This window comes from Sphingobium sp. DEHP117, assembly GCF_030867385.1.
Classification (GTDB): domain Bacteria; phylum Pseudomonadota; class Alphaproteobacteria; order Sphingomonadales; family Sphingomonadaceae; genus Sphingobium.
Genome location: NZ_JAPFBJ010000004.1, coordinates 149,872 through 161,575 on the forward strand (window position 1 = coordinate 149,872; position 11,704 = coordinate 161,575).

General features: G+C 65.2%; 13 protein-coding genes and 1 pseudogene. 2 read left to right on the plus strand and 12 right to left on the minus strand.

Annotated elements, in window-relative coordinates; translation table 11 throughout:
• Positions 1–18: 18 nt before the first annotated feature.
• The 3 genes from OOT33_RS16775 to OOT33_RS16785 all read right to left on the minus strand — a co-directional run bounded on the left by OOT33_RS16775 (position 19) and on the right by OOT33_RS16785 (position 2,884).
• Positions 19–1,680, minus strand: coding sequence for an ATP-binding protein (locus OOT33_RS16775; protein WP_011950458.1), 1,662 nt, complete (start codon positions 1,678–1,680; stop codon positions 19–21).
• 193 nt (positions 1,681–1,873) lie between these two features.
• Positions 1,874–2,176 (minus strand): hypothetical protein, encoded by a 303-nt coding sequence (locus OOT33_RS16780; RefSeq protein ID WP_017183247.1) that lies wholly within the window; start codon positions 2,174–2,176, stop codon positions 1,874–1,876.
• A 3-nt stretch (positions 2,177–2,179) separates the two neighbouring features.
• Positions 2,180–2,884, minus strand: coding sequence for a hypothetical protein (locus tag OOT33_RS16785; protein ID WP_011950459.1), 705 nt, complete (start codon positions 2,882–2,884; stop codon positions 2,180–2,182).
• Positions 2,885–3,215: 331 nt separating this feature from the next.
• On the opposite strand from OOT33_RS16785, the gene OOT33_RS16790 reads away from it, so the two are divergent.
• Positions 3,216–4,142: a MucR family transcriptional regulator gene (locus OOT33_RS16790; protein WP_011950460.1), complete on the plus strand. Its 927-nt coding sequence runs from the start codon at positions 3,216–3,218 to the stop codon at positions 4,140–4,142.
• Positions 4,143–4,209: 67 nt separating this feature from the next.
• Here the strand turns inward: OOT33_RS16790 and OOT33_RS16795 are convergent, their stop codons facing one another.
• From OOT33_RS16795 to OOT33_RS16835, 9 genes and pseudogenes are all read right to left on the minus strand, one after another.
• Complete coding sequence (locus tag OOT33_RS16795) at positions 4,210–4,980, minus strand: PRTRC system ThiF family protein (RefSeq protein ID WP_011950461.1); 771 nt, start codon at positions 4,978–4,980, stop codon at positions 4,210–4,212.
• On the minus strand, positions 4,875–5,630 hold the full coding sequence (locus OOT33_RS16800; protein WP_307751063.1) for a PRTRC system protein A: 756 nt from the start codon (positions 5,628–5,630) through the stop codon (positions 4,875–4,877). Before OOT33_RS16800 ends, OOT33_RS16795 begins: the two co-directional genes overlap by 106 nt.
• Positions 5,627–6,451, minus strand: a complete 825-nt coding sequence (locus OOT33_RS16805) for a PRTRC system protein B (RefSeq protein ID WP_307751064.1) — start codon at positions 6,449–6,451, stop codon at positions 5,627–5,629. The genes OOT33_RS16800 and OOT33_RS16805 overlap by 4 nt, the downstream gene beginning before the upstream one ends.
• Positions 6,452–6,458: 7 nt before the next feature.
• Entirely contained in the window at positions 6,459–7,268 is an 810-nt protein-coding gene (locus OOT33_RS16810) for a hypothetical protein (RefSeq protein ID WP_230461523.1), read from the minus strand.
• A gap of 130 nt (positions 7,269–7,398) precedes the next feature.
• Positions 7,399–7,623, minus strand: coding sequence for a hypothetical protein (locus tag OOT33_RS16815; RefSeq protein ID WP_129927365.1), 225 nt, complete (start codon positions 7,621–7,623; stop codon positions 7,399–7,401).
• 2 nt (positions 7,624–7,625) lie between these two features.
• Positions 7,626–7,832 carry a PRTRC system protein C gene (locus OOT33_RS16820; RefSeq protein WP_041380136.1) on the minus strand — a complete coding sequence of 69 codons (207 nt, stop codon included), beginning with the start codon at positions 7,830–7,832 and terminating at the stop codon, positions 7,626–7,628.
• Positions 7,833–7,880: 48 nt separating this feature from the next.
• Entirely contained in the window at positions 7,881–8,306 is a 426-nt protein-coding gene (locus OOT33_RS16825) for a PRTRC system protein E (protein WP_011950465.1), read from the minus strand.
• Between the two features lie 35 nt (positions 8,307–8,341).
• Positions 8,342–9,991 (minus strand): PRTRC system ParB family protein, encoded by a 1,650-nt coding sequence (locus OOT33_RS16830; protein WP_011950466.1) that lies wholly within the window; start codon positions 9,989–9,991, stop codon positions 8,342–8,344.
• Between the two features lie 159 nt (positions 9,992–10,150).
• A pseudogene (locus OOT33_RS16835) lies at positions 10,151–10,246 on the minus strand (DUF3768 domain-containing protein); the annotation flags it as partial.
• Between the two features lie 62 nt (positions 10,247–10,308).
• On the opposite strand from OOT33_RS16835, the gene OOT33_RS16840 reads away from it, so the two are divergent.
• Positions 10,309–11,460, plus strand: coding sequence for an IS110 family transposase (locus OOT33_RS16840; RefSeq protein ID WP_011950467.1), 1,152 nt, complete (start codon positions 10,309–10,311; stop codon positions 11,458–11,460).
• Positions 11,461–11,704: the final 244 nt, after the last annotated feature.

Genomic DNA, 11,704 nt, shown 5'->3' on the forward strand with positions numbered 1-11,704 from the left:
GGTCCTCCAATTATGCCGTCAGGATGCCGCCACCTGGTTGGTGGGCTGGAGCTCGATGGCGATCGCGTCGCGGCCGATCACCGCCGAGAACTGCCGGCCTTCGGGCACGAACCATTGGGCGCGATAAGCGATGATCGCCCGCAGGCGCTCGACGAGCGCGGCATCGTCGCCGAGCAGAAGGCGGGTAGCCATTTCCCTGGCGTCGAGAAGGAAGCGGTCGTTTTGGGTCTCCCAGCTATCAGCGTCGCGATCGTCGCTCGCGCAGAAGCAAGCGGCTTCCAGCAGATCAACCAGCTCCTCGGGCGAGACGGCGTCGCGAGAGCCCAGCAGGATATTCGCATCTTCGAAGGTCCAGAACAGGCCATCGTCATATTCGATGACGACAGGTGCCGGGACGGTAATCGTTTCGGGCTGCGGACCTGTGATTTCAAGCACGAGGTCGAGCCGTTCGACCGGGCCGCTTTCGAGACCGGGTAGCTCGGTGCAGTCGAAGACATGGGCGCGGCCATCGCGCTCGATCTCGAAGCGGAGCGCGGCGATGCGCTGCAGTGCGTCGTACCAGCTATATCCGGCCATGGCAGTGTCGGGGTCAGCCAAGCGTCCTCTCAGACGGCCATCGCGGGCAAGCGCGAACGCCGCGCATTGTTCGAGTGGCGGACCGAAGTCATCGACGAGCATCAGGTTATCGGCGGGGATGAGCCCCTGACTCTCGCGCCCGCTGTTCTGGTCGGCAGTCGCCGGGATCCATGCCCGCAAGAGCGGCGTCGCCTCGGGCAGATCGACGCCAAGCTGGGCGGCCTCGGTCCACTGCGCATGAGACAGTCGATGGCTGCCGAGCGAGGCGATGTGCCGGTAGATCGTCTTGAGCACCCTATTGCGAAGCGCTTCGAGGGCGGCGTTTTCGACCATCTCCTTGCGGGCCGGCAGGACGAGCTGCAGGGCCGGCGCATCGACGATATCGACCCGGGCCCACCAATGGCGATCCTTCTCGTCGACTGACGGCAGGACGCAAGGAACCGTGAGGCCGTGAAAATTGATGCGCGGTTGATGGGGCGTCGTGCGCCCGTCGGTGAACAGGCCGATCCGCACGCCATCGACCTCCTCGACCACATCGGCCCCGGCGAGCCAGTCGGCTTGCGTAAGGGGTACGCCGTTGAAACGGATCGGTGTGGGACAATAGCGCGCCGCGCCGCTGGCCACTGCTTCGAGATTCCTAGTGCAATCGTCGTCGAGCAGAAGACGGATTGCAGTTCCGAAGCCATGATCGCAGGGGGCGACAGCTATCGGTGCGCCCGATTCCCAATGGTCTGGTCCGATGGTGATAGCCCAGCCCTCGCCCGGACCGCGCGGGCAGGAGCGGATTTCGACATGGCGACCGGCAAGGCTGAAGACGCCCATGCCGGCAGGGTCTTCGCGCCGCGCGATGTTGTCGTCCCAGCCCGAGCGCCCGAGCGCCAGGATCACGGCGGGATCGGCGATACCCGCGCCGTCATCCGCGATGACAAGCCAGCTCTGCCCGTCGGCCTCGGCAACATCGAGATCGATGACCGTCGCGCCGGCTCTGCGCGAATTCTGGATGAGCTCAGCCAGGGTGTCGACCAGCGTGTTGTTGAAGAGGCGCGTCACCTTGGTGATCGCGGCGGGATCGACCTGGCTGTGGATGACGGTGGGAAGGGGCATCGGGGTCTCCTGGACAAGAGCGGACCTGCTCCCCCGGCCCTCCCCTTCTCCCCTTTCGCAACCGATCAGGCACAGCGGCGCTGGTCTCGGCCTCGGTCTCGATGTGGACGTAGCGCTCGCCGTTCGGACGCCGCTTGCGGATATGGAGTTTCCTCGGGACGGCGATTTCGGATGGGAGGACCAGAGCGCGCGGTCAGGTGCCGGACGCGATCTGGTTATCGTACAGTGGCCGGTCGTCCGGACGCCACTCGCCTGGAAGCCAGATACGGCCGTTGTAGCTGATGCGGCCGACAGGCATGTGTTCGAGGAGCAGGGTGGCTTCAGGGAACATACTTGCGCCCAGGCCGTTCATGTCCCGCCGATCGCAGTAAAGGCGCGAGGCGTCAGCCCAGTCAGCCGCCCAGATGTCGGGATAGCCCTTCTGCACGATACGGAATGGTCGGCGCCGACGCGGAGGGCTCTGGCAGACGGCGCCGCCCTTGACGATGAGGGCCATGTCTCACGCGGCCTTTTGCACTATCCACTCGTACAGCAGATGGGCGTCCGGCTCATATTCCGATCCGATCGAGATGCGAACGAACTTGCCATCGCACGCGAAAGCCGACGCCCGCGGGAAACCGAGATAGGATTTGCCTTCGAGGATCAGATCGCCCGAGCGCACCTTGGTGATCGTCCGCGTGGTCCCAATTGCGCGATGCCCTGCCGGCGCATCGACCAGTTTGAGGGCGTCGCCCGCTTTTACGCGCTTCTTGAAGGCGGCCAGCGATACGATCGCGTCGACCGGATTCTTCAGTCCGTTGCGTTTCGCGAGCGCCGACCAATAAACCTGTCCAATGCGCGCTTCGCAGTAGAAGGAGCAGGACCAGAAGTCCTGTAGAGGGTTGGTGCGGGTAGTTCCGAACCGCTCCATCTGGTCGCGGATCGCGACCTGCGCGGCCTCCTGAGCGTCACGCCCGGTCAGATCCTCGGGCCAGTCGAGGATCTCAGCGGTGATCTTGCGTCCTCCCGCGAATTTCTGGGTCTGGATCGCAAAGGACGCGTTCGGAAAGCACCGCGCCAGATGCGGTTCGATGCGGCCAGCGAGGGTCGCAAGATTATCACTGGGACGATAGAGATCGCCCTGATAATGGAAGTTGCCTCGATCGTCATATGGGGTCTGGCTATAGAGGCGCGCGGGCGCGCCCGACGAAGTGGTGTCGGTCATTACATATTTCCTCGGATGATTGGTTTTCCGCCGTTCGCGGGCGGAGAATGTCAGGCGCCCGGAAGAGACGCCTCGATTTCGTTGGTGAGAGGCTCTTCACTCAATGCAGCTTCATTTGCTTGAGCAGGTGAAGGAGAAAGAGCCCCTCAACGAAGCTGTCCGCCATAAATTTTCTCGATGAGACAGTTGCGCGGCCCAATCGCCACGCCATCCATGAGTTTCTTTCTCCCTCCCTTTGACTTGCACGCCGAATGACGGCACGTATCTGTTTACGCTTGCGCAATCACGCATGGGTCAAGACCAGTCTATCCAAACAAAAGAAGGAACCTGCATGGCCGAGGCCGAACAGTCGGACGTGATGTCTCTGACCGTGGCGCTGCTCAGCGCCTATTTTGCGAACAACACCGTGCCGAGCAGCGAACTGCCCGCGCTGGTCGAGGGAACTCGAAAAGCCTTGTTGGGCGATGCACCAGTGGTGTCGCCAGCCCCTGAAGAGACAGTGTCCGCGCCGGTGTCAGTTGAACCAGCGGCTGTGCCGCCGACACCAGCCCCCGAGTTCAAGCCAGCGGTGACGGTAGATGCAAGCCTTGCGTCGCCCGATCAGATACTGAGCCTGATCGACGGCAAGCCTTATAAGTCCCTGAAACGCCATCTCTCGACTCACGGCCTGACGCCCGCAGAATATCGCGCGCGCTATGATCTGCCCGCGGACTATCCCATGGTCGCACCCGGTTATTCCGCCGCGCGCCGGGAGGCCGCCCTGAAACTTGGTCTTGGCGGCAAGCGGAAGGACGTCGCCGCTAATCCGGCGCTAGCCGAGGCGGGCAGCGAAGCCCCGGCAGCCGAAGTGGCGCCTGCGGAAGTGGTCGCGGAAGTGCCCGCGCCGGTGCGCAAGGCTCGAGTGAATGCCTCTGCCCCGGCAACTAAGGCGAAGCCCAATGCCGTAGCCGGGAAGGGCAAGCCCAGCGCTGTCGCCGAGACCGTTGCGGCGCCGGCAGGCGAGCCGGCCCCAACGCCCGAAGCGACTGCCAGCGAAGCTGCGCAAGTGAAGGCGACGCCCGCTCGCGGGCCGCGCGCGAAGGCAGCCCCTGCAAAGGCCTCGCCAAAAACGTCGAACGCCAAGGCCGCCATCGGCAAAGGGAAACCGGCAGCGGCTGTCGAGCCTGCAAAGCCAAAGCGCAGCCGTGCGACGAAAGCTGACACCCCGCCGACAGCACCGGTCGAAATCGCTCCTGCTGAAACGGCCTCGGCAGAATAATGCTATGGTCCGAGCGCGGTGACGCAACCGGACCATCACCGTTCACAGGGGTGGCGAGCCACCTGCTTTAGCACAGGGAAACGACCTTCATAGGTAGCGGGATCGGAACGCTGTACCCGGTGGCAAGATTCACGAAGGCGCCGGCGTGGCCAATCGACCCGCGTCCGAGCAGATCGAACAGGAGCGCCAGCGCGTGGCTCGCAAGCACCCGGTTGACGAAGAGCGACTGGCGCTCGAGCGCCTCGGCGACCGAACAGGAGGGCGCATCGTCTTCGGCCAGGCCCTCGTCGGCGAGTTCGGGAAAAGCCTCGAGCACCGTTGGAAGGCGATTATCGTCGCGGCCGGTTCCACGGCCCGGGCATCCGATCAGATATTGGCCGTCGCTGGCGCGGTTGCCGAGGTCCAACCAATAGATGGGCGGGTTCCGCGCATCCTGCAGCGCCGCGCCCAGCGCGCGGCGGGCCGAGGCCGTGTCGACGCAGCTGATGAGCACATGGCTGTTGTCGACGCCGATCGCTCCGGGTGCGCGGCCGTGGACCGCCTTCCAGGCCAGACCATGGGCAAGGTTGATCCGTTCGGTCAGCGTCCTCGCCTTCGAATTGCCGAGATCGCAGCGGTAGAAGGGCTGGCGGCCGAGATTCGCCTCGGTGACGATGTCTTCGTCGACCACGGTGACCTCGAGCGAGCGTGAGGAAATTGCGCGCAATGCGGTATCGAGCGAGGCGAGCCCCATCAGCATTTGCGCTCCGTTTCCACCGCATCCCACGAGCAGGATTCGGACAGCGCTGTTGTCGAAGGCGGCGGGAAGATAGTGGCGCTTGGGGCTCTCAGGCTGCATGGATTGTCTCCGGAAAATGGACTGCGCGGTACGGCCAGGAACATGCCGCCCGCGCAGAGCCGCGCTGCCATGACCGGACCCGCCGGGTGGTCGAGCCGGCCGACGACGAGTGAAATCTTGGTGGCATGGGCATCGTCAGCATCGTCGGTCGCGCTGAAATAGGCCGGACCGCGCCCGTGACTGTGCATGTCGCAGACGACATGCCAACTAGGCTCGCAGGCCGGGGGCCGGTAGACGAGGCGCGTCGGCGTCGCTTCATCGATCTGCGGAAAATGCACGGTGAATTCGGCCGTCGCCTCGTTCCACAGGATGAAGGCGGCTGCCTCGTTGGGCAGGGCGGCACGGAAATGGTCCAGGACGGCCGCGAGATGCTCACCCGGGACCCGGCCGCAGCGCAATTCGGCCTGGGGGTCGCCCATGCTGCCATAGGGGAGATGGGCTGCGAATGGCGGCGACAGAGGCGCATCAAGCGCCAGCCAGGGACGACGCAATATGAGCATCGCCCCATCGGCCCCCACGGCGAGCCCGTGTCCGGCCCGACTGCTGCGAAGCGCATCGAGCCCAGGCGATCGGCCTATGGGCGGAACAGGATAGCAGGGAACGGCGGCGAGCAGCGCGGCCGCGGTCGGATCATCGGCGAGCATGGTCATCTCCCGGCAGCCGCTGAAATCAGTCGGCCGACCGTGATCGCGTCGGCCGGCGGGCGCGCCTGTCGCAGACGGGCGGCGGGATTGAAGGGCCTGAGGCGTCGGACCGGGAAACGACTGGCCCCGCGCGCGGCGAGATCGTCCCAGAGTCTGACGAGGCCGCCCTTGCCGGTCACCGTCCATTCCTGTCCGGGATTGGGGTGCGTCGACCAGGAGTCGAACACGGCCCGTTCGAACTCCGGGATTGCGGCAACGCCGAGGGTTTTCGGCCTCGGGATATTGCCCCAGCAGAGCCGCCCTTCGATGAAGACATTGAGAATGGGCGAGTGCAGCACCGGCGTGTCAGCCACGGGGCGCTCGCTGGCCGGCAGCGCGTAGACCCCGAGCCCCGCGCGCGTGGCGACGAACAGATGGGCCGGGTATGGCACCGCGACGGTAGTGCGCCGTGCGAGCGCCCGAAGGCCATCGGGGGGCGACGACAGCGCAAAATAGGCTTGGCGCACCTGCTCCGGCACCCACCAGGCGAGGACGTCCGGGTGGGAGACAAGCACATTGGCCGGCAGGATCTCTGGAACCGCGGTCCGGCCCAGCGCCTCTGTCCATTGGCGCAGCTGTGCCCGCGACAGGGGCACGCCGGCGGCGATCGTCGGACGCCCGTCCGCATCGTGCTCGACGGCATGCATGCTGGCGAAGGCCGCCGCATCCGGCCTTGGAGCGCCATAAGGGCTGGGCGTGCGGGGCGTTCCCGCCTGATAGAGCAGAACGGCGTTGGTCAGGACGAGACCGCCGCCAGTGGTTTCGAAGTGGCTGCTGTGATCGGACATGACGGCCTCACGGATTGGGTGGGTCGAAGCGGACGAGGTCCTGGGCGGCGAGCAGGAACTGGACGCCGAGGCGCAGGCTTGCGAACCAGTCGTCGATCCGGCTGACATCGGGCAGCGGGCAGATGCCGCAGACGTCCATGAAGCCCATTTCCATGCCGTGGCGGGCGACATCGTCGAGCTCGCGCGCGAACTCATCGAAAGGCACGAGCGTCAACGGCGGCAGGGACGAGCATTCCTCGATCCCCGGCACATATTCGTAGAGAATGTCGGTATCGAAGTGCCAGGCGTTGCGGTCCGATGGCAGCCGCTTGAGCGCCTTGTGCGCGTCGCGAAGCTGGCAGAGCGCCTCGCGCAGGCCCTTCGGAAGGGCGGCCGGTTTCGCCGCGTTCGCGCCGATCATCCAGTCAGGCCGGCGCGCGTTCATCTCCGAAGGCATGGTCTGCTCTTCGAGTTCCTCGGCGCTGAGGCCGTGATAGGCGATCAGGCTCTGGCGCGCGCCCTCGTCGTCGATCTCCCCGTCCCAGTAATACATGGAGATTTCGTCGAAGAGGTCCTGGTAGCCGAAGATCGGGAGCGCGGTGCCGAGGGTTTCGCCGAGCGCCGCATAGGCCGCGGCACGCCAGGGGGTGGGCGCCTCGCCGGTTTCGATCCAGCCGAGATCCAGCTGTCCGAGGCTGTCACACGCGACCGCGATCGCCGGCGGGTTGGCGTCTTCGCCGGTGAGGACCGCGATCCGCAGGTCGACGATTTCGATCGGGTCCAGGATCTCGAGCACGGCAGCGTTGAAAACCTGCTCGATGCGGCGGCGGGCACTCACACGGGTGTATTGCTTGGCGCTCGGCTCTCGCCCCGCGACCCAGCGGCCGATCAGCTTGTGGTGATTGCTGAGGGGCTGGTCGAAGGTCGCGGGAATGTCGGCCGATAACGCGACCGTTCGCCCCGCGAGGTCAACCGAGGGGCGCGAGCCTGAGACCGGGAGGAGGCTGGAGCGGCTCCGGCGCTTCGCCTTTGCCGTTGTCGGGATCGGGGAGGATCCGCGCGTGAAGCGCCTTGGCCTGGGCGCTGCAGGAAGGCTGGGGGAACTCGCTCGTGTTGCCATCGTCGTGCTCGATCCATTCGAGGAGCGTCTTGCGCGGTGCGGCGGGGATCGGCGCGTCGTTGCCGCAGGGCACGATCAGCCCTTGGTGCCGACGGCGCGGCGATATTCGGTGACGTGGGCGGTGCCCGACACGCCGGCGTCCACCGCCTCGGCAGTGAGAATCGCCGGGTAGAGGGTAGCATGATAGGCGCGCAGAGCTTGGCGGTCGTCCGCAAGGTGCGGCGGCACGGGCAGGTCGATGCCGTCGTAGCGATAGGCGCGGGTGAGCTGGTTGATCTGCATGGCTGGCCTTCCGGGCTGGTGGTGATCGGGAAGTTCAAGGGCGGCGCGTCACCAGAGGCTGGCGGGCTCCTCGGCCTTGGCATCGACCGGCGGGCTGCTGGGAGCCGGCGTCTTCGGTGAGGCTGCAGGCGCGGGCGTCTTGGGCGCAGCCGCCTTGGCTTTGGCTGCCTCGGCGGCGGCCGCCCGTGCGGCTTCGGCAGCCTGTCGCTGCTCCGCGATCTGATCGGCAAGGGTGCGGCGCGAGGCGATGAGCTGGCCGAGCGCGCCGTCAGGGCCCCGGGCGAGCTCCGCATCGATTTCTGCGGCGGTCGCCGTGATCGAGATCGGCCGGGTTTCGCTGGCCTCGAGATTGTCCTTTGCGCCTTCGGCCTTGCGCGGAAGGATGGTCAGGGTGACCGTGTCGTTGGCGCCGGCGACAAGATCGAAGCCGAGCGAGTAGCGGGCGAGCATAGGAAGAAGGCTGGAGATCAGCATGGCGTTCGGTCCTTGTGTGAGATTGGAGAAGCGGGTCAGGCGGCTTGTCGGGAGAGCGGCTCTTCGGCTTGGGCCGGCACGGGGGGCGGGCCATATTGGCCGTCGAGCGTCATCGAGCTCGGCAGGCGGCCGGCCCAGTCGAAGCCGGTGGCGTTGAGCATGCCAGCGATCAGGTCGGCCTTCTTCGCACTGAGCAGCTTGGCGAACGCCTTTTCGCTTACATGCGCGACGAGGCCGCACTCCTGGGCGATGAACCTGAGTTCGTCCTTGGTGTAGCGCTCGAGGAATGTCTTATCGACCTGCCAGACATCGCGCAGGTCGACGTCGAAGGTCCGGGCGAGGTCGGCGACATGGCCGAAGGTGAGCACATCCTTGGCATAAGCGGCGCCGATCGCGGAAAGCACCTTCTCGGCCTGAGCCTCGGGCAACGCGCGGATCTCCGCGATCTTGGCGCTGTAGGCGAGCTCCGGGAACGAGGCGCCCACCAGCAGGCCGGCGCGGGCCTTCAGCGTCTCCGGTTTGATCTGCGAGAGCGTGCCCGACATCGCGGCGACCAGGATCGCGGTCTGGGCGTGCGCGGCATTGCCGGCGAGCGCACGGGCGAGCGCGGTGCGCCACGTCGCCTCGCGCAGGTCGCTGGTGCGGCCGGCGATCGACTTGACGGTGACCGTTGGCTTGTGCGCCTGGACTATACTGCCCTTGGATTGAACGACAGTGGGCGGCGTGGATGCGGGCGTGGCTGCCGTGCCCGAAGGCGAGGCGCGGTCGCCTGCCTCTTCCTGATCGTCCGCTTCCGGCGGGCTCTGGTCGATGGCGTCGTCTTCGTCGTCATCCTGTTCCTCGTCCTCGATGTCGTCTGCGGGCGGCGGCGCCGCTGCCTTGGCCGCGGCAGCGGCGCGCTCCTGCTCCTCGCGTTGGGCGGTTTCCCACGCCTCGGTCTTGAGCTGGAAGCAGCCCGGATTGGTGCAATGGCCGTCATCGACATGGGTTTCGAACAGGGTTCGCTGTGCGGCCGAGTTGAACGGACAGGTGGTGCAGTCGGTCTTGTCGAAGCACGCCGCGCCGAGATTCTGGGTGACGCGCATGAGGAGGTCGCGGGTCTTGCTGACATCGAGACCGGAGCCCAGGATGGTCTCGAGGGCCTTGTCCTGCTTGTCGGCGGGGATCGCGGCGAGGAGTTCAGCATGGCCGACCTTGATCCGCCGTTCGTCGAGCGCAAGTTTGACCGCCTCGGAGAGTTCGGCGAGCGCCAGGCGGCGATCGAGCTTGGCCCGCGACCAGCCCAGACGCCGCGCGGCCTCGGCGCGATCGTTACGGCATGCGGCGAGCACGCGAACGGCCGCGTCCGCTTGTTCCGTCTCCGAGGCGTCGTCGCGATTGTCGTTCTCGTCGATTGCCGCCTCGAGGGCCTCCTGGTCGGTCATCTCGCGGATGATCGCGGGCACCTCGCCGTCGGAACCGAACGCTTCCAGCGCCGCCCTGTACCGGCGCTCGCCGGCGACGATGGCGTAGCTATCGTCCGAGCTGGGTGCCGGACGAACCAGGATCGGCTGCAGGATGCCACGAATGCGGATCGAAGCGACGAGATCGTCGTGCTTTTTCCGGTCGAAATAGCGACGCGGATTGTCGCCCTTGACGATGCGCGAGAGCGGCAGCGTGGCGCAGCTCGGTTCTGGAGTGCTCAAGACGGATCTCCTCGTGGAATGGGAAGGCCGGGTCGGCCGGGGTCGCGTGCCTTCGGTTCTGCGAGCCTCACGCTCGCCTTCCCCCTCCCCTCGCGCGGCCCGGAGGGCTGGAAGAGCGCGCAGTCGATTTCGAAAGGTTGGATTTGCCCGCGGACGCGGTCAGTAATCGTCGGCGAGCATGACGGTGAGGACGCGCCGAGTGATCGAGGCATCTGCCGGGTCTTCGGAGCCGCACTCGAGCGCCATGTCGTAATAGATCCTATGCAGATCGGTTTCGGCTATTCCGTTGAACCGTCAACTTTCGCGGAGAACGTCTCATGGAGAACCAGTCATCGGATTATTGCGTTCAGACCTCTGTCATTGTCAGCGTCGAACTCAGCAAACGCACTTGGCTTGTGGCATCGCTTACGCCAGGTGCGGCTAAGATCTCGCTGCGTACGATTCCCGCGGGCGACAGCGCAGCCCTACTCGGTCACCTTCGCAATCTCGAAAGCAAGACGGGCGAGCGTATTGGTAAGCCCGCCGCCATTCGCCTATGCTTCGAGATCGGCTATGATGGCTTCTGGCTGGCACGACTGTTGCGGGCAAATGGCATCGATACTTACGTTCTTGATCCTGCCAGCTTCCTTGTATCGCGCCGCGGCAAGCGCGTGAAGACTGACCGCATCGACGCCGAAGCCATGATCGGTATCCTCAAAGCCTATCTCGCAGGTGACAAAAGCGTGTGTCGTGTCGTGGATGTGCCAACGCCGGATGAGGAAGATGCGCGCCGAGTCATGCGCGAGCGTGGCGATCTTGTGCACGAGCGCACCCGGATTATTTCGCGAATTAGGGGACTACTGGCCTTACAAGGCATCCAGTCGGTCAAAGCGATCAGCGGCGGTGACTGGTCAAAGCAACTCGACGATATGCGTACCGGCGATGGACGGCTGCTGCCGCCAAACCTTCGTCGCCAGATTGAGCGGTGCTTCGGTCGCCTCGAGCTGCTCAATGAACAGATCAAAAGCATTGAACGCGACCGCGCCGATGTGGTTCTGGACGAAGCCTCGACGTTTCCGTGCCGCGAAAAAGCGATCCGTCTCGAGCAACTCAAGGGCATCGGTGCCAACAGCGCAGTGATGCTTGTTGCCGAGGTGTTTTGCCGCAAGTTTGAAAGCCGACGACACGTCGCTGCTTTTCTTGGGCTGGCCCCCGCGCCCTACGCGAGTGGAGACGTCTCACGCGATCAGGGCATTAGCAAGGCTGGCAACCACGGAACGCGCGTTCTGATGGTGGAGCTTGCGTGGTGTTGGCTACGATATCAGCCAAGCAGCGAGTTGGCGGTTTGGTATCGCAACCGCTTCAAGGGAAACGGCGGGCGCGCGGCCAAGGTCGGGATTGTGGCGCTCGCCCGAAAATTGCTAATCGCGCTTTGGCGCTTCGTGGAAACCGGACTGGTCCCGCAGGGCGCCGAGCTCCGCGCCGTCTGATGCCTATGTTGCAACAGGCTCAATAAGGCGACGCGGGTTGGTGCGATGCGTGACCGGGAAGATTGATGGCGCCTAGAAACGCCCAGTAGTAGTTTGGTCCGCATCCGCCTTTGCTCGATCCGAGGATGTGAATACGGATTATGGTACGCGGCTTCGGCCTCGACCGGATACAAGTCTATGCACGGATTGTGCATCAGCTGACCTCGGAACGATCGAAGCCAATCGATGGGATCTGAATACGGCG

Bases quoted from the DNA above. Each gene is read 5' to 3' on its own strand.
- OOT33_RS16790 (WP_011950460.1), top strand. From the start codon at position 3,216: ATGGCCGAGGCCGAACAGTCGGACGTGATGTCTCTGACCGTGGCGCTG.
- OOT33_RS16785 (WP_011950459.1), bottom strand. From the start codon at position 2,884: ATGACCGACACCACTTCGTCGGGCGCGCCCGCGCGCCTCTATAGCCAG.
- OOT33_RS16800 (WP_307751063.1), bottom strand. From the start codon at position 5,630: ATGACCATGCTCGCCGATGATCCGACCGCGGCCGCGCTGCTCGCCGCC.
- OOT33_RS16775 (WP_011950458.1), bottom strand. From the start codon at position 1,680: ATGCCCCTTCCCACCGTCATCCACAGCCAGGTCGATCCCGCCGCGATC.
- OOT33_RS16780 (WP_017183247.1), bottom strand. From the start codon at position 2,176: ATGGCCCTCATCGTCAAGGGCGGCGCCGTCTGCCAGAGCCCTCCGCGT.
- OOT33_RS16825 (WP_011950465.1), bottom strand. From the start codon at position 8,306: ATGCTGATCTCCAGCCTTCTTCCTATGCTCGCCCGCTACTCGCTCGGC.
- OOT33_RS16795 (WP_011950461.1), bottom strand. From the start codon at position 4,980: ATGCAGCCTGAGAGCCCCAAGCGCCACTATCTTCCCGCCGCCTTCGAC.
- OOT33_RS16820 (WP_041380136.1), bottom strand. From the start codon at position 7,832: ATGCAGATCAACCAGCTCACCCGCGCCTATCGCTACGACGGCATCGAC.
- OOT33_RS16840 (WP_011950467.1), top strand. From the start codon at position 10,309: ATGGAGAACCAGTCATCGGATTATTGCGTTCAGACCTCTGTCATTGTC.
- OOT33_RS16805 (WP_307751064.1), bottom strand. From the start codon at position 6,451: ATGTCCGATCACAGCAGCCACTTCGAAACCACTGGCGGCGGTCTCGTC.